17 protein-coding genes and 1 riboswitch are annotated in these 19,259 nt (G+C 73.2%); of the genes, 2 read left to right on the top strand and 15 right to left on the bottom strand.

Annotated elements, in window-relative coordinates; genetic code table 11:
* The first annotated feature begins 2 nt into the window (after positions 1-2).
* Positions 3-1,394 carry a sugar nucleotide-binding protein gene (locus tag FIV44_RS19335; RefSeq protein ID WP_246086500.1) on the top strand — a complete coding sequence of 464 codons (1,392 nt, stop codon included), beginning with the start codon at positions 3-5 and terminating at the stop codon, positions 1,392-1,394.
* A gap of 163 nt (positions 1,395-1,557) precedes the next feature.
* Here FIV44_RS19335 and FIV44_RS19330 read toward each other — a convergent pair whose 3' ends face one another.
* The 7 genes from FIV44_RS19330 to dacB form a co-directional block, all read right to left on the bottom strand.
* Positions 1,558-1,908, bottom strand: coding sequence for a hypothetical protein (locus FIV44_RS19330; RefSeq protein ID WP_141005868.1), 351 nt, complete (start codon positions 1,906-1,908; stop codon positions 1,558-1,560).
* A gap of 7 nt (positions 1,909-1,915) precedes the next feature.
* Positions 1,916-2,491, bottom strand: a complete 576-nt coding sequence (gene folE, locus FIV44_RS19325) for a GTP cyclohydrolase I FolE (protein WP_246087049.1) — start codon at positions 2,489-2,491, stop codon at positions 1,916-1,918.
* A gap of 59 nt (positions 2,492-2,550) precedes the next feature.
* Positions 2,551-4,623 carry an ATP-dependent zinc metalloprotease FtsH gene (gene ftsH, locus FIV44_RS19320; protein WP_141005866.1) on the bottom strand — a complete coding sequence of 691 codons (2,073 nt, stop codon included), beginning with the start codon at positions 4,621-4,623 and terminating at the stop codon, positions 2,551-2,553.
* Positions 4,624-4,732: 109 nt separating this feature from the next.
* Positions 4,733-5,284: a hypoxanthine phosphoribosyltransferase gene (gene hpt / locus FIV44_RS19315; protein ID WP_141005865.1), complete on the bottom strand. Its 552-nt coding sequence runs from the start codon at positions 5,282-5,284 to the stop codon at positions 4,733-4,735.
* Positions 5,285-5,289: 5 nt separating this feature from the next.
* Complete coding sequence (gene tilS / locus FIV44_RS19310) at positions 5,290-6,270, bottom strand: tRNA lysidine(34) synthetase TilS (RefSeq protein ID WP_141005864.1); 981 nt, start codon at positions 6,268-6,270, stop codon at positions 5,290-5,292.
* Between the two features lie 2 nt (positions 6,271-6,272).
* Positions 6,273-7,322 (bottom strand): zinc-dependent metalloprotease, encoded by a 1,050-nt coding sequence (locus tag FIV44_RS19305; RefSeq protein ID WP_246086499.1) that lies wholly within the window; start codon positions 7,320-7,322, stop codon positions 6,273-6,275.
* A 133-nt stretch (positions 7,323-7,455) separates the two neighbouring features.
* Complete coding sequence (gene dacB / locus FIV44_RS19300) at positions 7,456-8,928, bottom strand: D-alanyl-D-alanine carboxypeptidase/D-alanyl-D-alanine endopeptidase (protein WP_141005863.1); 1,473 nt, start codon at positions 8,926-8,928, stop codon at positions 7,456-7,458.
* A 104-nt stretch (positions 8,929-9,032) separates the two neighbouring features.
* Here dacB and FIV44_RS19295 point away from each other — a divergent pair, with 104 nt between their 5' ends.
* Positions 9,033-9,521, top strand: coding sequence for an inorganic diphosphatase (locus FIV44_RS19295; RefSeq protein ID WP_141007963.1), 489 nt, complete (start codon positions 9,033-9,035; stop codon positions 9,519-9,521).
* A 19-nt stretch (positions 9,522-9,540) separates the two neighbouring features.
* Here the strand turns inward: FIV44_RS19295 and FIV44_RS30660 are convergent, their stop codons facing one another.
* The 8 genes from FIV44_RS30660 to FIV44_RS19255 form a co-directional block, all read right to left on the bottom strand.
* A complete protein-coding gene (locus FIV44_RS30660) occupies positions 9,541-10,104 on the bottom strand; it encodes a TetR/AcrR family transcriptional regulator (RefSeq protein WP_181410697.1) in 564 nt (187 codons plus the stop codon).
* Complete coding sequence (locus FIV44_RS19285) at positions 10,101-10,796, bottom strand: class I SAM-dependent methyltransferase (RefSeq protein WP_141005862.1); 696 nt, start codon at positions 10,794-10,796, stop codon at positions 10,101-10,103. The genes FIV44_RS30660 and FIV44_RS19285 overlap by 4 nt, the downstream gene beginning before the upstream one ends.
* Positions 10,793-12,784 (bottom strand): acyl-CoA dehydrogenase family protein, encoded by a 1,992-nt coding sequence (locus tag FIV44_RS19280; RefSeq protein ID WP_141005861.1) that lies wholly within the window; start codon positions 12,782-12,784, stop codon positions 10,793-10,795. The genes FIV44_RS19285 and FIV44_RS19280 overlap by 4 nt, the downstream gene beginning before the upstream one ends.
* Before the next feature lie 35 nt (positions 12,785-12,819).
* Complete coding sequence (locus tag FIV44_RS19275; RefSeq protein WP_141005860.1) at positions 12,820-14,091, bottom strand: C40 family peptidase; 1,272 nt, start codon at positions 14,089-14,091, stop codon at positions 12,820-12,822.
* Between the two features lie 267 nt (positions 14,092-14,358).
* A complete protein-coding gene (locus FIV44_RS19270) occupies positions 14,359-15,435 on the bottom strand; it encodes a phosphatase PAP2 family protein (protein ID WP_246086498.1) in 1,077 nt (358 codons plus the stop codon).
* A 10-nt stretch (positions 15,436-15,445) separates the two neighbouring features.
* Positions 15,446-16,471 carry an ABC transporter ATP-binding protein gene (locus FIV44_RS19265; protein ID WP_141005859.1) on the bottom strand — a complete coding sequence of 342 codons (1,026 nt, stop codon included), beginning with the start codon at positions 16,469-16,471 and terminating at the stop codon, positions 15,446-15,448.
* A gap of 2 nt (positions 16,472-16,473) precedes the next feature.
* Positions 16,474-18,105 (bottom strand): ABC transporter permease, encoded by a 1,632-nt coding sequence (locus FIV44_RS19260; RefSeq protein ID WP_141005858.1) that lies wholly within the window; start codon positions 18,103-18,105, stop codon positions 16,474-16,476.
* Positions 18,102-19,160, bottom strand: coding sequence for a thiamine ABC transporter substrate-binding protein (locus tag FIV44_RS19255; RefSeq protein WP_141005857.1), 1,059 nt, complete (start codon positions 19,158-19,160; stop codon positions 18,102-18,104). The genes FIV44_RS19260 and FIV44_RS19255 overlap by 4 nt, the downstream gene beginning before the upstream one ends.
* Positions 19,152-19,259, bottom strand: a riboswitch (TPP riboswitch). It overlaps the preceding gene by 9 nt.

Raw genomic sequence — 19,259 nt, 5'->3', positions numbered from 1 at the left:
GCGTGAGCGACCTGCGCGTCGAGACGACGCCCATCCCCGGGATGCTCGTCGTCCACCTGCCGGTGCACCGCGACGACCGCGGCTGGTTCAAGGAGAACTGGCAGCGCGAGAAGATGGTGGCGCTCGGCCTGCCCGACTTCGGACCGGTGCAGAACAACATGAGCTTCAACGTGGCCCGGGGCGCCACCCGCGGCATCCACACCGAGCCGTGGGACAAGTTCGTGTCCGTCGCCACCGGCCGGGCGTTCTCCGCGTGGGTCGACATGCGCGAGGGCCTGTCCTTCGGCGCGACGTACTGGACCGAGGTCGACGAGAGCATCGCCGTGTTCGTGCCGCGCGGGGTCGGGAACTCCTACCAGGCGCTGGCCGACGGCACGGTGTACTCCTATCTCGTCAACGACCACTACGTGGCCGGCAAGACCTACCCGGCGCTCAACCTGGCCGATCCCACCGCTGCGATCCCGTGGCCGATCCCGCTCGACTCCCCCGAGGCGGAGCTCTCGGCCAAGGACCGCACCAACCCGCTGCTGGGCGACGTGCAGCCGATGCAGCCGAGGAGGACGCTGATCACGGGCTGCCGCGGCCAGCTGGGACGGGCGCTCGCCGCGGTCTTCCCGGACGCGACGCTGGTCGACCTCGACGAGCTCGACCTCACCGACGACGCCGCCCTGGCCGCCTGGCCGTGGGAGGAGTACGGGCTGATCCTCAACGCGGCCGCCTACACCGCCGTCGACAAGGCCGAGACGCCGGAGGGCCGGGCGACCGCCTGGGCGGCGAACGCTGCGGCGCCCGCCGCGCTGGCCCGTCTGGCGGCCGCACGCGGGATCACCCTGGTCCACTACTCGACCGACTACGTCTTCGACGGCTCCCCCGTCCCCGGCGGGCACCGTGAGGACGAGGGGTTCGCGCCCCTCGGCGTGTACGGCCAGACCAAGGCGGCCGGCGACCTCGTCGTGGCGGGTGCCCCGCGCCACTACGTCCTGCGCACGTCGTGGGTGATCGGCGAGGGGCACAACTTCGTGCGCACCATGGCTCGCCTCGCCGCCGACGGTGTCGACCCGGCGGTGGTGTCGGACCAGGTGGGTCGGCTGACGTTCACCTCGGAGCTGGCGCGCGCCACCGCCCACCTGGTGGCCACCGAGGCGCCGTACGGCACCTACAACGTCACCAACGGCGGCACCCCCCGCTCGTGGGCCGAGTACGCCCGCCGGGTCTTCGAGCTCACCGGCCACGACCCCGCCCGGGTCAGCACGGTGACCACCGAGGAGTACGCCGCCGGCAAGGACCTCTCCCCCCGCCCGCTGCACAGCACGCTGGCCCTGGACAAGCTCGCCGGTACGGGGTTCGTGAGCGCCGACGCCGATGAGGCCCTGGCGGCGTACCTCGCCGGCTGAGCTGCGTGGCTGAGCTGCGTGGCTGGGCTGGCTGCTGCATGGATCCCCGGATGTCCGGGGATCCATGCGCTTGTCAGGGGTTGCAACACCTGACAAGTGCATGAACCGCCCGTCGCATGAGACGAATGAGACTGGTGGGACGGCATCGGAGCGACCCGCCCGATCACCCGACCGGGAAGTCGTCGACGTGCCGTCCACTCTCGAGCCAGTCGACGAGCTCCGCGAACACCCGCATCGACCGCACCTTGTCGAGGTCGCCGCCGACCTGGATCGCGCTGCCGCTCGAAGCAGCGGGCTCGACGGTCACCCGCCAGGCCCGCCGGTAGGCCGTGTGGTGGAGCAGCAGCCCCACAAGGCTGAGCAGTCCCGGAAGAGCGCTGAACCAGTGGACCCAGCGCACCGACTCGGCGTCCGTCAGATCCCGGAGCTCGCTGCCACGGGGGCGGCAGCTGACCCGCGCCGTACCGTCGGCAGTGACGACGACCCGGTTGAGCGGGCCTTGGTCGGTGCGCATCGCGCGCTCAGCCGCGCGGGCTGTGGATGAGCGCCATCGCCTCGGACCGCGTGGCGGCGTTGTGCATGATCCCGCGCACAGCGGACGTGATCGTCCGAGCGCCGGCCTTGCGGACGCCGCGCATGGTCATGCACAGGTGCTCGGCCTCGATCACCACGATCACGCCGCGGGCATCGAGGATCTCCATGAGCGAGTCGGCGACCTGGGTGGTGAGCCGCTCCTGGACCTGAGGGCGCTTGGCGTAGACGTCGACCAGGCGGGCCAGCTTGGACAGACCGGTGATCTTGCCGCTCTCGGCGGGGATGTAGCCGACGTGCGCGACGCCGGTGAACGGCACCAGGTGGTGCTCGCACATCGACCACAGCTCGATGTCGCGGACCAGCACCATCTCGTCGTGGCCGAGGTCGAAGGTGGTGGTGAGCACGTCCTCGGGGGTCATCCGCAGGCCGGCGGTCAGCTCGGCGTACGCACGGGCCACGCGCGCGGGGGTCTCGCGCAGACCCTCGCGGTCCGGGTCCTCGCCGATGGCGGCGAGGAGCTCGCGGACGGCCGCCTCCGCGCGCGGCTGATCGAACGCGGGCACGTCGGCAGGCCCGCGGTCGGGCGCGCTGATCGGGTCGGGCACCTCGGGTCCTCGGCTCGTCAGGTGCCCGCGGGGGGCGCGGGCGGGGTCGGGTCGCTCGGAGGTACGGCGGGCCCGCCGCCGTACACGTCGCCGCCGGGTCCGGGCGGCGTGAGGATCTGGCCGCCCTCGCCCTCCTCGGACGGGTCCGGGGCCGAGCCGTTCTGCTCGGCGCGGCGGCGGATCTCCTCGGGGATCTCGACCGGCGGGATCGTCGACGGCACCCGGTTGGGCGAGCCGGTCCAGGCCGGGCGCTGGGGGCGCAGGTGCAGCGCGGTGAAGATCTCCGCGACCTGCTCCTTGTCGAGGGTCTCCTTGTCGAGCAGCGCGAGCACCAGAGCGTCGAGCACGTCGCGGTTCTCGACCAGGATGTCGAAGGCCTCCTGGTGCGCCGTGGCGAGGAAGTTCTTGGTCTCCTCGTCGATGATCGCGGCGACGTCCTCGGAGTAGTTGCGCTGGTGGCCCATGTCGCGGCCCAGGAAGGGCTCGGAGTTGGAGTCGCCGAGCTTGATGGCGCCGAGGCGGTCGGTCATGCCGTACTGCGTGACCATCGCCCGGGCCAGGCTCGTCGCCTTCTCGATGTCGTTGCCGGCGCCGGTCGTCGGGTCGTGGAAGATCAGCTCCTCCGCGGCCCTGCCGCCCAGCATGTAGGCGAGCTTGTCGAGCATCTCCGAGCGGGTCTGGGAGTACTTGTCCTCGTCCGGCAGCACCATCGTGTAGCCGAGCGCGCGGCCGCGCGGCAGGATCGTGATCTTGTGGACCGGGTCGGTGCCCGGCAGCGCCGCCGCGACGAGGGCGTGGCCGCCCTCGTGGTAGGCGGTGATCAGCTTCTCCTTCTCCGACATCAGCCGGGAGTTGCGCTGCGGTCCCGCGACGACGCGGTCGATCGCCTCGTCGAGGGTCTCGGCGGTGATCACCTTCTGGCCGTTGCGGGCGGTCAGCAGCGCGGCCTCGTTGAGCACGTTGGCGAGGTCGGCGCCCGAGAAGCCGGGGGTACGACGCGCGACCGACATCAGCTCGACGTCCGGACCGAGCGGCTTGCCCCGGGAGTGGACCTCGAGGATCCGCTTGCGGCCGGCCAGGTCGGGCGCGTCGACCTGGATCTGGCGGTCGAAGCGGCCCGGGCGCAGCAGCGCGGGGTCGAGGACGTCGGGCCGGTTGGTGGCGGCGATCAGGATGACGCCGCCCCGGACGTCGAAGCCGTCCATCTCGACGAGCAGCTGGTTGAGGGTCTGCTCGCGCTCGTCGTGGCCGCCGCCCATGCCGGCGCCGCGGTGGCGGCCGACGGCGTCGATCTCGTCGATGAAGACGATCGCGGGGGCGTTCTCCTTGGCCTGCTCGAACAGGTCGCGCACGCGGGAGGCGCCGACGCCGACGAACATCTCGACGAAGTCGGAGCCGGAGATGGAGTAGAACGGCACGCCCGCCTCGCCGGCGACGGCGCGCGCGAGCAGGGTCTTGCCGGTGCCGGGCGGGCCGTAGAGCAGCACGCCCTTGGGGATCTTGGCGCCCACCGCCTGGAACTTCGCGGGCTCCTGGAGGAACTCCTTGATCTCCCCGAGCTCCTCGATCGCCTCGTCGCACCCGGCGACGTCGGCGAAGGTGGTCTTCGGCATGTCCTTGGTGATCATCTTCGCCTTGGACTTGCCGAACTGCATGACGCCCCGGCCGCCGCCCTGGACGTTGTTCATCAAGAAGATGAAAAGCAGGATGATCAGCGCGAACGGCAGCAGCGTGGCGAGGATCGAGCCGAGCAGGCTGGGCTTGGGGTTCTTCGAGTTGGCCTTGTCGATGTCACCCTTGGCGACCTGCTCGTCGACCTGCGCGAGCAGGGTCTCCTGCTGGCCGTCGATGTAGTACGACATCACCTTGTCGCCGGACTCGCGGGTGCCCTTGTCGAGGGTGGCCTCGATCGCCTGGTCCCCGTCGATGAAGGTGATCTCCTCGACCTGGCCCTTCTCGATGTACTTGGCCATCTGCGAGGTGGGGATCTCGTCGTACCCGCCTCCGGGCGCGAGGAACTCGAGAGCGAGGACGACGGCGAGGACCGCCACCACGATCCAGAGCCAGGGCCCCCTGAAAACGCGCTTCACAGACTTACTCGCTCCCCATTTTCCACGACAGGATCAGACGACGGTACACGCCGCCGACGGGTCCCATTCTGTCTGGTCCCTGGTTGGGCAGGGGGCGGGAGCACCCCGATCACGAATAGACGGAGGGGGAGAGGGTGCCGATGTCGCGCAGGTTGCGGTACCGCTCGCGGTAGTCCAGGCCGTAGCCGACCACGAACTCGTTGGGGATGTCCCAGCCGACGTACCGCGCCTTGACGGGCATCTGCAGCGCCTCCGGCTTGCGCAGCAGGGTGGCGATCTCGACGCTCGCCGGGCCGCGGGAGCCGAGGTTGGACGTGAGCCACGACAGGGTCAGGCCGGTGTCGATGATCTCGTCGACGATGAGGACGTGGCGGCCGGTGATGTCGGCGTCGAGGTCCTTGAGGATCCGGACCACGCCGGAGGACTTCGTGCCGGAGCCGTACGACGACACCGCCATCCAGTCCATCTCGACGTGCTTGCCGAGCGCCCGGGCCAGGTCGGCCATGATCATCACCGCGCCGCGCAGCACGCCGACGAGGACGAGGTCCTTGCCGTCGTAGTCGCGCTCGATCTCCGCGGCCAGCTCGGCCACCCGGTCCTGGATCTGCTTCTCGGTGAAGAGCACCTCGACCAGGTCGTCCGCGACGTCGCTTGCGTCCATGGGCGTCAGCCTGCCACAGCCGTCGGGCGGAACCGGAGGTGGGCGCCGTCGCGGTACGCCGTCACGTGGCCCGGCAGCTGCACCTCCCCGCTGAGGTCTCCGCGGGCGAGCCGGTCGAGGGCCGTGACGTGGACGTGGAACAGCTCGGCGTCGACCGCCCCGGCGTCGAGCGCGGCCAGCCGGAGCACCCGGGTGGCGACCGCCGGCAGCAGCCGGCCGAGGGCGTCGATCGGGAGGCCGTCGGGACTCGCCAGGTCCTGGTACGCCGCGTCGGCGAGCGCGTCGAGCGCCTCGACGTCGGCGCGGACCTGGTCGGCGGTCCGGGCCAGGGTGGCGGCGATGCCCGGTCCGAGCTCGGCCTCGAGCACCGGCAGCACCCGCTGCCGGACCCGGACCCGGGCGAAGCCGGGGTCGCTGTTGTGGGGGTCGTCCCAGTACGCGATCCCCTCGGCCAGGCAGGCGGCGACCGTGTCGGCCCGGGCGACGTCGAGGAGGGGGCGCCGGTAGTGGTCGAAGGCCCGGCGCATCCCGGCGATGCTGCGGCCGCCGGATCCGCGGGCCAGGCCGAGCAGGACCGTCTCGGCCTGGTCGTCCCGTGTGTGCCCCAGGAGCACGACGGCAGCGCCGACGTGCTCGCGCAGCTGCTCCAGCACGGCGTACCGGGCGCGGCGGGCGGCCGCCTCGACGCCCAGCCCCGACGGGTCGACCCGGACCCGGGCGGTGGCGGTCTCGTCGGCTCCCAGCCCGGCCATCTGGGCGACGACGCGGGCGGCGTGCTCGGCCGAGCCCTCCTGCAGGCCGTGGTCGACGGTCGCGCCGATCACCCGCAGGCCCGCCTTGCGCCCCTCGAAGACGGTCGCGGCCAGCAGGGCGAGCGAGTCGGCGCCGCCCGAGCAGGCCACCAGGACCGTCGTCCCGGGGTCGAGATCGGCCAGCGTCCGTCGTACGCCCCGGCGGGTGGCGGCGACGGCGGGGTGGAGACCCATCGTCAGGAGAGGACGCGCTTGACCCAGCCGTCGGGGTCGCTCAGCTCGGCCTTGCTGGGGAGGTTCTCGGGGCCGGCCCAGACGGCGTTGAACTCGTCCATGCCGACCCGGTCGACGACCGAGCGGACGAACTGGGCGCCGTCGCGGTACTGGGCCATCTTGGCCTCGAGGCCGAGGAGGCGGCGCAGGATCCGGTCGAGGGTGCCGACGCCCTGGCGGCGCTTGGTGAACTTCCGGCGGATCTGGGCGACGCTCGGGATCACGGTCGGGCCGACGTCGTCCATCACCACGTCGGCGTGGCCCTCGAGCAGCGACATCATCCCGGTGACCCGGTCGATGACGGCGAGCTGCTCGGCGGTGCTGAACATCTCGACGATGCTGCCGCCGTTGCGGCCGGCCTTGATCGCCTCGGTGATGCGCTCCAGGCCGTTGTCGAGGAAGCTGGCCGGCTCGACGGTGTCGCTGATCGCGCGGATCTCCGAGAACAGGTGCTCACGCATCCACGGCACCGCGGTGAACTGCACCCGATGGGTCTCCTCGTGCAGACAGACCCACAGGCGGAAGTCGTGGGGGTCGACGCCGAGCTCGCGCTCGACGTGGACGATATTGGGCGCGACCAGCAGCAGCCGGCCGTACGGCTCGTAGAACGGGTCGAACTGGCCGAGCACCTTGCTCGCCAGGAACCCCAGCAGCCCCCCGACCTCGGCGCCGGTCACCTTCGCGCCCACCCTCAGCCCGATCCCGCTGGGCTGCTTGCTGGCGACGATCTTCTCGATCATCGGCCGGGTCGCGATCGCGAAGCCCTCCGCGTTGGCCTGCACCCACCCCGGCCGGTCGACGACCAGGATCGGCGCCGTGCCGTCCGGCGCGTCCAGCCCGGTGAACTCCCGGACCAGCCCGGTCGAGCGGTGCGCCCCCGCCCGCAGCTCGGCCACCGCCTCGTCCGCCTCGGCGCGGCTCACCACGGGCCCCTCCCCCGCCAGCCGGGAACCCAGCGACACCGCCAGGCCCCAGTCGATCATCGGCGGCAGCGGGACGGCGGGTGCGGTCATGCCCGGAAGCCTAGGCCGTCCCTCCCAGCCGCACCCCCGCCGAAGTGCGACGACTGCAGGCGCGAAGTGCGAGGACTGCAGGCGCGAAGTGCGCCTTCTGCGCGCCCCTCGTCCCTGCAGAAGGCGCACTTCGTCAGCAGGCGCAGGCACCGAGGCCGGCGGCGGCGTTGTCCATGGCGATCCGGGCGAGGCCGCCCTTGACCTTCTTGACCTTGTCGGCCATGAGGGCGAAGGCGAGCAGGTGGCCCTCGGCGTCGATCGCGATGCCGGCCAGGGAGGTGACGCCGGTGAGGGTCCCGGTCTTGGCGCGGACCCGGCCGCGGCCGGCGGCGGGGCCGGTGTCCATCCGGTCGGTGAGCGAGCCGGTGTAGCCCGCCACCGGGAGCGCGGCCAGGAGGGGGCGCAGCTGGGGGTGGTCGGCCGAGGCTGCGAGGCGGAGCACGTCGACGAGTACGCCGGGCGCGAGCCGGTTGTCGCGGGAGAGGCCGCTGCCGTCGTACAGGACCGAGCCGCGGGGGTCGATGCCGTTGGCCGCGAGGACCCGCTCGACGGCCTGCCGGCCGCCCGCGAAGGAGCCCTCGCCCTGGTCGGCGAGCCCGGCGTGGCGCAGCAGCACCTCGGCGGCGGCGTTGTCGCTGACCTCGATCAGCCGCTGCACGATCTGGGCGACGGTGGGGCCGGCCACCCGGCCGACCTCCGCGGCGCCGGTGGGCGTGGGGGTGCGGGCCGGCGCGCCGGCCACGGTGATGCCCCGGCGGGCGAGCGCCTGCGCGAACACCGTGGCCGCCTCCAGCGCGGGGTCGGCGACCGGGCCCTGTCCGGGGAGGGCGCGGCCCTCGTCGACCCACAGCGCACTGACCGGGTTGACCTCGTCGGGGATGTACTCCGGCCTCCAGCTCGGGTGCACCGCCGGCCCGGAGAACAGCCCGTCGTCGAAGCCGAGCTCGACCGTGTCGACGCCCGACGCCTTCAGGGCGCGCGCGGTGCGCTTGGCGAGGGTCCGGACGTCCGCGCGCTCGGGCTGGTACGTCGCGCTGCCGGACGACGGCGCGGTGGGCTCCCGCGCGAGGAAGGGGTCGCCGCCGCCGACCAGGACCAGCCGCGGCACCCCGCCCGGGGTGCCGGTGTCGAGGACGGTCGTCGTCGCGAAGGTGTGCTCGGGCCCGAGCAGGAACAGCGCGGCGGCCGCCGTGACGATCTTGGTGGTGGAGGCGGGGATGGCGACGGCCGCGCCCTTCGCGGCCTCGTAGGAGAGCCCGGTGCCCTCGAGCGGCCCGACCGCGGCGATGACGTGGCGGCCGAGGTCGGGCGAGTCCAGCGGAGCGAGCGCCTGCCGGATGGCCGCGGCGTCCAGCGGAGCGGTGCCGTCGGCAGCGGGGGCGAGGGCGTCGGGCACCACGACCGGCGGTACGTCGACCTCCGGCGGCGGGGCGACGGCGGCCGGGTCCGCGGGCGTGCCGGCGTCCGACCGCAGCTCGTCCCACCACTGCTCCGCCCACCCGGTCTGCCAGGCGAGGCCCGCTCCGGCCAGCAGCGCGACCACGAGCACGGCGGCGAGCACACGGCGTACCCGACCCCTGCCCGCCTCGCGGTCCCTCTTCGCCACGGTTCTCCTCCCCGACTGCGCGTTCCGGGACATTGTGCGGGACAATGGCGCGAACATCGCGTCGGGCCCTGCCCGTGCTCGCAAGATTGTGGAGGAAGCCTGTGCTGGAGTTCGACGTCCTCGTGGAGATCCCCAAGGGGAGCCGCAACAAGTACGAGGTCGACCACGAGAGCGGGCGCATGCGTCTGGACCGCTTCCTCTTCACCTCGACCATGTACCCCGCCGACTACGGCTACATCGAGGACACCCTGGGCCAGGACGGCGACCCGCTCGACGCGCTGGTCCTGCTCCAGGAGCCGACCTTCCCCGGCTGCCTCATCAAGTGCCGCGCGATCGGCATGTTCCGGATGACCGACGAGGCCGGCGGCGACGACAAGGTCCTCTGCGTCCCCGCGGGCGACCCGCGGATGGAGCACCTGCGCGACATCAACCACGTGCCGAACTTCGACCGCCTCGAGATCCAGCACTTCTTCGAGGTCTACAAGGACCTCGAGCCCGGCAAGTCCGTCGAGGGCGCCGACTGGGTGGGCCGCACCGAGGCCGAGGCCGAGATCGCCGCGTCGTTCGAGCGGTTCAAGACCGGCGCGCACTGACCCGGGAGGCGACTCGGAGTCACCCCGGAGCCAGCACCTCCGACAGCCCGGCGGCGATCGCTGCCGGGCTGTCGTCGTACTCGGGCGGCATGGTGACGTAGCTGAGCGCCAGCCGGGCGAGGGTGCGGGCCAGCTGCGGGAGGCTCGCCGGCTCCCGGTGCGGCCAGGCGGCGCGGGCGGCGGCCTCGAGCCGCTCGGCGACCCGCACCAGCAGCGGCCCGGCGTCGGTGGTGACGATCCGGACCAGGTCGTGGTGGGCGTCGCCGGCGCGGACCCGGTCGATCAGCGGGTCCTCCGCCGCGGTCTCCAGGAACAGCCGCAGCCCCTCCTCGAGGCCGGTGCGCGGGTCGTCGGCGTGGGCGGCGAGGGTCTCGGCGATCAGCGCGCACAGCGCGTCGGCGAGGTGGACGGTGTAAGCCTGCGCGAGGCCGTAGCGCGACCCGAACGCGTTGTAGAGCGTCTGCCGGCTGACCCCGGCGTCGCGCGCGACGGCCTCCAGGGTGACGTCGCCCCAGGGCCGCTCCAGCAGGAGGGCACGCAGCGCCGCGAAGACAGCGGTACGACGCTCCGCGGCCGTGCTCACCCGCGAGCGACCTCGCGCTTGACGCCGCGGAAGTAGGCGATCGCGCCGCTGCGCTCGAGGACGAGGTCGGCGATGCCCTCCTCGGCGAACCAGGTCGCGAGCTCGGCGCTGGTGCAGCCCGGGCCGAGCAGGCCGGCGACCCGCCCGGCCCGGCGCATCGGCTCGAACCGGAGGCCGGTGTCGTTGAGCAGCGCGCTGCCGGTGAGGACGCCGCCGGGGCGCAGCACCCGCGCCATCTCGACGACCGCCCGGGCCGGGTCGGGGAAGCAGTGCAGGCCGGTGAAGGTGACGACGAGGTCGAAGGAGGCGTCGTCGAAGGGGAGGTCGCCGACGTCGGCGATCCTCGGGACGACCTGGTCGGCGACGCCGCGCCGCTCGGCCACCCGCAGCGTGCGGTCCAGCATGGTCTGCGCGATGTCGCCGGCGACGTACTCCACGCCCTGGCCGGGACGCAGGCCGCGCAGCGCGACGCCGCCCCCGCAGGGGATGTCGAGGATCCGGCTGCCGGCGGGCTGCCGGCCGATCTCGTCGGCGGCCCGGTAGAGCCGGCGCAGATCGCTGTTGACGCCGAGCCGCCAGAGCGCGCCACCGGCGTTCGGGTGCTCGACGGTCCAGTCGTAGAAGGACGCCCACAGCGGGTCGTCGGACCAGCCGCCGAGGCCGGGGACGCGGGTGAGCGCCGAGCGGATCATGCGTCGTCCCCGATGAGTGCGGGGGCGCGCAGCAGCGACGTCGGTACGGCGAACGCGTCGACCAGCTCGCGCGCGATCGGCCGGACCCGGCGGCACAGCTCGGCCACCTCGCGGGTGATCGCCTTGGACCGCTGCGTGGTGAGCCGGCCGTGCTCGATGAACCAGCCGCGGTCGGCCTCGATGCCGGACAGGGCGTGCAGGTCGCACAGCAGGTTCAGGGTCAGCTTCAGGTCGCCGTCGTCGTCCGGCAGGCTCTCGACCTTCGCGACGAACGCCTCCAGCACGAGCCGCTCGACGTGGGCGCGGGCGGCGGCGATGACGTGGTCCTGGACCCGCGAGAAGACCTCGCCCGGGTTCATGCCGGAGTCGACGCCGCGCTTGAGCCGCCGGGCCACGCCGCCGATCAGATGCTCCTCGCGGAACCGGTACATGGCGAGGTGGTAGTTGGGGTCGCGCAGGCCGCTGTCGGTGTGCCACTCGTCGCTCCCGCCGCCGGGCAGGACATCGCGGATCTGCTCCAGCAGCCGGTGCACGCGAGTGCGCTCGAGGATCGTCTCGACCGCGAGCCCGGCCACGAAGCGCACCATGCCGAGCTGGTCGAGGTCGGAGAACTCGCTCGCGTAGTCGGTCAGCAGGCCCTTGCCCACCAGCTGCAGCAGGACGTGGTTGTCGCCCTCGAAGGTGGTGAACACGTCGGTGTCCGCCTTCAGCGCGGCGAACCGGTTGACCGCGAGATAGCCCGCGCCGCCGCACGCCTCCCGGCACTCCTGGATCACGTCGGTCGCGTGCCAGGTCGTGAGCGCCTTCGTGCCGGCCGCGCGGGACTCCAGCAGCCGGCGGGTCTCCTCGTCGGTGCGGACGCCGGAGAAGACGTCGTGCAGCTCGCCCGCCAGGACCTCCTGGGCGAAGTGCAGCGCGTAGGTCCGCGCCAGCCGGGGGAACAGCCGCCGCTGGTGCAGGCCGTAGTCGAGCAGCAGCTGCTCGCCGCTCTCCTCGCCACCGTGCTCCGCGCCGGTCTCGAACTGCCGCCGCAGCAGGCCGTAGCGGACCGCGATCGTGAGAGCGACCTTGGCCGCGCTCACCCCCGCGGCGCCGACCGAGACGCGGCCCTGGACGAGCGTGCCGAGCATGGTGAAGAACCGGCGGCCGGGGCTCTCGATCTCGCTGACGTAGGCGCCGTCCTCGGTCACGTCGGCGAACCGGTTGAGCAGCGCCTCGCGCGGCACCCGCACGCCGTCGAACCAGATCCGGCCGTTGTCGACGCCGTTGAGGCCCATCTTGGCGCCGTCGTCCTCGATCCGTACGCCGGGCAGGGGCTCGCCCGCCTCGTCCCGCAGCGGTACGACGAGCGCGTGCACGCCGTGCCGCTCGCCGGCCACCTCCAGCTGGGCGAACACCACCGCCACCCGGGCGTGCCGCGCCGCGTTGCCGATGTAGTCCTTGCCGGCCTCGTGGGTGGGCGTGGTGACGACGAACTCGCTCGTGGCGGGGTCGTAGGTCGCGACCGTGCCGAGCGCCTGAACATTGCTGCCGTGGCCGGTCTCGGTCATCGCGAAGCAGCCGAGCAGCCGGCCGCTGACGACGTCGGCGAGGTAGGCGTCGTGGTGGCGCTGGGTGCCGAGCTGCAGGATCGCGCCGCCGAACAGGCCGAACTGCACACCGACCTTGACCAGCACCGACAGGTCGCCGTACGCGAGGGACTCGAAGGCGGCGATCGAGGCGCCGATGTCGCCCCCGCCTCCGTACTCCTCCGGGAAGCCCATCGCGGAGGCGCCGGTGCCGGCCATCTCCAGCACCACCTCCTTGACCCGCTCGCGGAACTCCTCGCGCGGCATCGTCTCGGCGTCCTCCAGCACGGAGGCGTACGACGGCAGCAGCTCGCGCACGGTGCGGCGGACGTCGGCGTACTTCCCGTCGAGCAGCGCGGTGAGCGCGGCGACGTCGACCTTCAGCTCGGGGGGCGCGGTCGCAGTGGACTCCTCGGCCATGGGGACGAACCTAGCGTTCCGGCGTGACGCGCGGGTCAGGGGCGTGCGAAGAAGTCGGGCGTGCGCCAGTAGTCGATCGACTCCTCGCTGACCGGGCGACCGGTGCGCGGGGCGTGGATGATCCGGCCGTCGCCGGCGTAGAGCGCGACGTGGAAGATCGACGACGGCTTGCCGCCGTCGGCCCAGAAGACGAGGTCGCCGGGGCGGAGCTGGTCGCGGCCGATCGGCGTGGACTGCTCGTACTGGGCGACGGAGTAGTGCGGGAGCGCCTTGCCCGCGGCGGCCCAGGCCTGGGCGACCAGGCCGGAGCAGTCCCAGGCGCCAGGGCCGGCGGCGCCCCAGCGGTAGGGCTCGCCGAGCTGGGCGCGGGCGAAGGCGATCGCGGCCTGGGCGCCGTCGGCGGGAGCGGGGGCGGGCTCGTCGGCCGCCGGCTCCTGCCCGCCCGGCTCCTTCTCGTCCGCCGTCTTGTCCGCCGCCTTGTCCTGGGCGGCCTGCTCGGCCTCGGCCGCCCGCACGGCTGCGGCCGCCTCGGCCGCCGCCTCCGCGTCGACCGCCTCCTGCCGGGCCCGCGCGACCGCCACACTGACGCCCTGGAGCCGGGCGAGCCGCCGGACCAGCTTGGTACGACGTCCCTCGATCCGCGCCGTGACCGCCTCCGCGTCGCGGGCGGCCGCGCGCGCCTCGTCCCGCGCGGCCCGGGCGTCGGCCAGCGCCCGGTCGGCCTCCTCGGCGGCCGCGGTCGCCGTCTCGGCGGCGGTCGCGGCGGCGGAGGCGGCGGCGACGTACTCGTCGCGGCGCTGGTCGAAGAGCGACTGGACGTACTCGCTCGCCGAGGACTGCTCGAGGAGCGTGTCCATGCCGTCGGCGCTCACCAGCGCCTCGACGACGGAGATGTCCAGGCCCATGCCCTGGGCGGTGATGACGGCGTCGCGGAACGCCTCCTTGTGCACCGCCAGCGTCTGGTCGGCCACGGCGGCATCGGCGGTCGCCTGCCGGGCGGCGGCCCGGGCGTTGCGAGCGGACCAGCGGGCGCCGTTCCACGCCTCGGTCGCGCGGGCGGCCCGGATCGTCGCGGCGTCGAGCCGGGCGGCGGCGTCGGCGAGTCGCTGCTGGATCACGGCGACGTCGCCCTCCGCGGCCCCGGCCCGCTCCTGCGCCGCCTGCACGTCCTCGGCGGTCGGCGCGGCCGGTACGGCGGGCGCCGGGCCGGCCGGGTCCACCGGCGGGTCCGCCTGGGCCCCGGGGATGCAGACCACCGCCGTCACGACGAGGGCGAGCAGGCCGGTACCGAGGCTGGGGAAACGCACTCGCGTCACCGTAGTGCTCTTTTGTCACATCCGAAACAGAAATCTCAAAAATCTCAGAAGTGACCGGCGTGTCGCCTTGACGAATTACACACTTGTAATTCAGCCAGGTCCGGGCGGGAGCGCAGCGAGCCGCCGCAGCCGACCCGGCGGAAACTGCCCGCGAGCGCAGCGAGCCGGGGCGGTTTGCGCCGGGTCGGCGGGCGCGACAGGTGAGGACGCGCCGGGTCGGCGAGGATCCGGGGTCAGGATGCGCCGGGTCGCGACGGCTCAGTCGACCTCGACGGGGATCTTCGACGTGGTGGTCGTCGGATGCGAGTGCAGATGTCGGTCGAACTTCTGCCCGCTGGCGATGCCGCCGACGTAGAAGGACACGATGGCGATCGCGATGCCGGCGAGGTCGTCGGCGACGTAGTGCCAGCCGAAGTACAGGGTGGCGACGACGGTGAGGCCGAAGTTCACCCAGAAGACCCACTTGAGGACCTTGGAGCGCAGCGTGTACTGGACCATCAGCGCGAACAGCAGGGTGATCGCGCAGTGCAGGCTGGCGAAGCCGGCGATGGAGTTCACCGAGCCGGTGGCGCCGCCGTACAGGACGTTGCCGCGGGCCCGGACGATGCTGTCCATCAGGTCGGTCGTGCCGGTGTGGGCGAGCGAGGTGTACTCCGGCCAGTAGGCGATGCCGGGGCCGAGCGTGGGCAGCAGGTAGTAGGACAGCGTGCCGAGCGACCAGGCCAGGCACTGCGAGGTCACGAACCAGTAGCCGAAGGAGTAGTTGCGCGACCAGACCAGCCAGGCCGTGACGCCCAGCGGCACGAGCGGCAGGAACATCAGGTAGATCGGCGAGAGGATCTCGGCGGTGAGGCTCGTGCCCAGCAGGCCGTGCAGCACGTCGCTCGGGTCGTGGCCGAAGAACATGACCCGGTCCAGGATGTGCAGCTCGCGGTCGTAGGACAGCGCCTTCACCTCGCCGGCCGCGGCGGCCGGGTCGGAGCGCACGAACGGCAGGAACGACTTGAGGTTCCGGTAGCTGACGTAGGTCAGGTAGAAGCTGATGACGCCGATCGCGACCAGCGTCGCGCGCTCGCGGGTCCAGTGCGTGCGCAGCCGCTCCCGCACGACCGGCAGCACCCGGCTCGGGCGCCCGTGCGCCTTCCACAGCGCCAGCGGGAGGAGGTCGAGCAGGAGGGCGCCGAGGAGGAGCAGCGGCAGCCGGATGTACGACGGTCCGAGGAAGCTCCCCTCGGGGTCGAGGAGCCGGCGGTCCAGCTTCCACGCGGTGAAGACCGCGAGGCCCAGCATGAGCGCGGCCGTGCCGATGAGCAGGGTGTAGGCGCGGCGGTACACCCGAGGGATCCTACGGTGCCTCGCCAGCCGGTCCGGCGGCACCGCCCGGCAGGACCGCGATGCCGTGTGGTTCCACACGTACGACGACGGGCCGGCCCGGCTCGGGGACCCAGCCCGGCACGCCGACCGCGTCGAGCTCGCCGACGCCCTCGACGGAGACCACGAGCCGGCCGGCGTCCGGGGTCGGGCGGAAGCTGCGGACCACGGCGGGCAGCCCGTCGCGCAGGTCGGGACCGGCCAGCACGGCGGACGCCCGGAGCGCGACCGCGGGCGCCGGCTCCCGGCCGGCGTGCCGGAGCAGCGTGGCGGCGGGCGCCCCGGTGAGCACCCGGCCGTAGCCGAGGAAGAACGCGGTGTCGGCGTCGGCGGGCGCCGCCCAGACCTCGCCGGTGGGTCCCTCCTGCACGATCCGGCCGGCGCGCATCACGGCCAGCCGGTCGGCGACGGCGAACGCCTCGTCCTGGTCGTGGGTGACCAGCAGCGCCGTCGTGCCGGACTCGGTGAGGATCTGCCGAAGATCGGCGGCCAGGCGGCCGCGCAGGCCGGCGTCGAGGGCGCTGAGCGGCTCGTCGAGCAGCAGCAGCCGGGGCCGCGCGGCGAGCGAGCGGGCGAGGGCGACCCGCTGCCGCTCGCCGCCGGACAGGGTGCGGGGCAGGCGGTCGGCGTACCCGCCGAGACCGACGAGGTCGAGCAGGTCGGCGACCTCGGCCCGGACGGCGGTCCGGGACAGGCCCTGCAGGCGGCGGGCGTAGCCGACGTTGCGGGCCACGGTCAGGTGGTCGAACAGCTGGCCGTCCTGGAACATCAGCGCGAAGCCGCGGCGGTGGGTGGGCGTGCCGGCGAGGTCGGCACCGTCCCACGCGATCCGGCCGGCGGCCAGCGGCTCGAGCCCGGCGACGGCGCGCAGCAGCGTGGACTTGCCGCAGCCCGACGGCCCGAGGACGGCGAGCACGGCACCGTCCGCGACCGCCAGGTCGACGTCGTCGACGGCCACGGTGCCGTCGAAGGCGACGGTGACTCCCTGCAGGTCCAACACGCTCACCACGCTCCTACAGCCGGCACCCGCAGCCGCTCGACGACGAGGATGACACCGGCGGTCACGGCGGCGAGCACGACCGACGCGGCCATGGCGGTGCCGTAGTTGAGCGCGCCGGGGTGCCCGAGCAGCCGGTAGATCACCACCGGCAGCGTCGGCTCGGCCGGACGCACGATGAACGAGGTCGCGCCGAACTCCCCCAGCGACACCGCGAACGCGAAGCCCGCGGCGGCCAGCAGCGGGCGCCAGACCACGGCCAGGTCGACGGTGAGCAGGGTGCGCAGCGGGCCGGCCCCCAGGGACGCCGCGGCCTGGCGCTGACGGTCGTCGATGCCGGCGAGCACCGGCACGAGGATGCGGACGACCAGCGGCAGCGCCACCAGCGCCTGGGCGATCGGCACCAGTACCGGGCTGGAGCGCAGGTCGAGCGGCGGGGAGTCGAGGGCGATGAGGAAGCCGAAGCCGAGGGTCACCGCGGAGACGCCGAGCGGGAGCATGAAGAACCCGTCGAGCACCGCCCGCGCCCGCCGCCCGGCCCGGGTGCGGACGGTGCGGGTCACCACGAACGCCACCACCAGGCCGAGGGACAGCGACATCCAGGTCGCGTCGACCGCGATCCGCAGGGACGCCGCCAGCGCGTCGGCGACCGAGGTCTGCAGCAGGCCCTCGGCCGAGCCGCCGAGGGCGCGGTAGTACGCGAGGCTCCACCGGCCCTCGCGTCGTACCGAGCCGACGACGAGGGCCAGCACCGGCAGCGAGACCAGGCCGAGGGTCAGCAGCGTCATCGCCACCGCCGGGACGTCGCGGCGCCGCGGGCGCGTGGGGGCGGCCGCGACGCGTCGTACCGTCGGATCGGGTACGGCGCGCAGCCGGCCGACCACGACGAGCAGCGCCACGACCGCCAGCATCTGCACGAGCGAGAGCGCCGCAGCGGCGGGCAGGTCCAGGAGGTCCGCGGTGAGCAGGTAGATCTCGGTCTCGACCGAGGAGTACCGCACGCCGCCGAGGACGAGCACGACGCCGAAGGCGGTCGCGCAGAACAGGAAGACCACGCTCGCCGCCGAGACGATCGCCGGGCGCAGCGCCGGCAGGGTGACCGTCCGGAAGACCTGCGCCGGCGTCGCCCCCAGCGCCGCGGCGGCCTCCGCGGGACGGCGGTCGAGGCCCTCCCAGGCGGCGCCGACGGTACGGATCACCACGGCGACGTTGAAGAAGACGAGGCCGATCAGGATCGCGACCGGCGTACCGTCCAGGTCGAGGAAGCCCAGCGGCCCCGAGGACGCGATCAGCTGGCGCACGGCCAGGCCGACGACGACCGTCGGCAGCACGAAGGGCACCAGCAGCGCGGTGCGCACCAGCGCCCGGCCGGGGAACCGGAGGCGGTGCAGGACGTACGCCGCCGGGAGGCCGAGCAGGACCGCGACCAGGGTCGCGACGGTGCTGGTCCACACCGTGAACCACAGCACCCGCCCCGTGCGTGGACGGCGCAGCACGTCGAGCACGGCGCCCGGGTCGAACGAGCCGTCCGGCCACACGCCCCGCTGGAGCATCGCGCCGACGGGGAGCACGAAGAAGACGGCGACGACGGCGACCGGGACCGCGGCGAGCAGCCCCAGTCCCAGCCGGCGGGTCATCGCGAGACGATCTCCGTCCACTCCTCCAGCCACGCCTTGCGCTCGGTCGCGATCTCGGCCGGTGCGACCCGCTCGGTCGTCTCCGGCCGCTTCGCGAACCGCGCCCAGTCGGCCGGGAGCTCGGTGTCCTCGGCGACCGGGAACACGTACATCGACTCGGGCAGTGCGGCCTGCACCTCGGGCGACAGCAGCCAGTCGATCACGGCGTGGGCGCCGGCGGTGTTGGTCGTGTCGCCGTCGAGGACGCCGGCGTACTCCACCTGCTCGAAGCAGCCGTCGAGCAGCGCGCTCGTGCTGGTCCCCTCGCCCGACTCGTCGAGCGTGAACGCGGGCGAGGAGTCGTAGGACACGACGATCGGCCGGTCGCCGCCGGAGAAGGTGAAGTCGGTGTAGTAGGCGTCGGACCAGCCCTTGACGACCTTGGCGCCGTTGGCGACGAGCCTCGTCCAGTACGACGACCAGTCGTCGCCGTACTTCCCGATGGTGGCGAGCAGGAACGCCAGGCCGGGCGAGCTGGTGCTGGCGCCCGGGATCACGAACAGGTCCCGGTAGACGGGCTTGGTCAGGTCGTCGAGGCCCTTGGGCGCCGGGATGTCCTGCTCCGCGAACCACGCGTCGTCGACGTTGACGCAGACGTTGCCGGTGTCGATGGGCGTGAGCGCGTCCTGCTCGTCGCCCTCCAGCTCGTGGGCCGCGGCGCCCTCGGGAAGCGCGGGCGCGTACGAGGCGAACACCCCCTCGTCGACCGCGCGGGTCGCGAAGGTGTTGTCGATCCCGAACACGACGTCGCCGACCAGGTCGTCCTTGGTCAGGACCAGCTGGTTGGTCAGCGCCCCGGCGTCCTCGAGCTTGCTGATCCGGAGCCGATAGCCCGACTCCTCCTCGAACGCCTTCACCAGCTCGTCGGGGATCGCGAACGACTCGTGGGTCACCAGCGTGACCGTCGAGCCGTCGCTCGCGCTGCCGTCGTCCTCGGTGCCGAGGAGCGAGCAGCCGCTGGCGAGCAGGGCGGTGGCGGTGAGGGCCGCGAGGCCGGTGAGCATGCGCGTACGCATCGGTTGACTCCCTTCGCCGGTGCTAACCGGATCAGGTTCGGAGGGTCTGCGGCTCGGGCCGCACTCTCAGCACCTCGTGGTGCTCCCCTGTCTGACCTC

Origin of the sequence: Nocardioides humi, assembly GCF_006494775.1 — a bacterium.
In the GTDB taxonomy this organism is placed as follows: Bacteria; Actinomycetota; Actinomycetes; order Propionibacteriales; family Nocardioidaceae; genus Nocardioides; species Nocardioides humi.
This window is presented reverse-complemented; position numbering and strand designations above follow the sequence as displayed.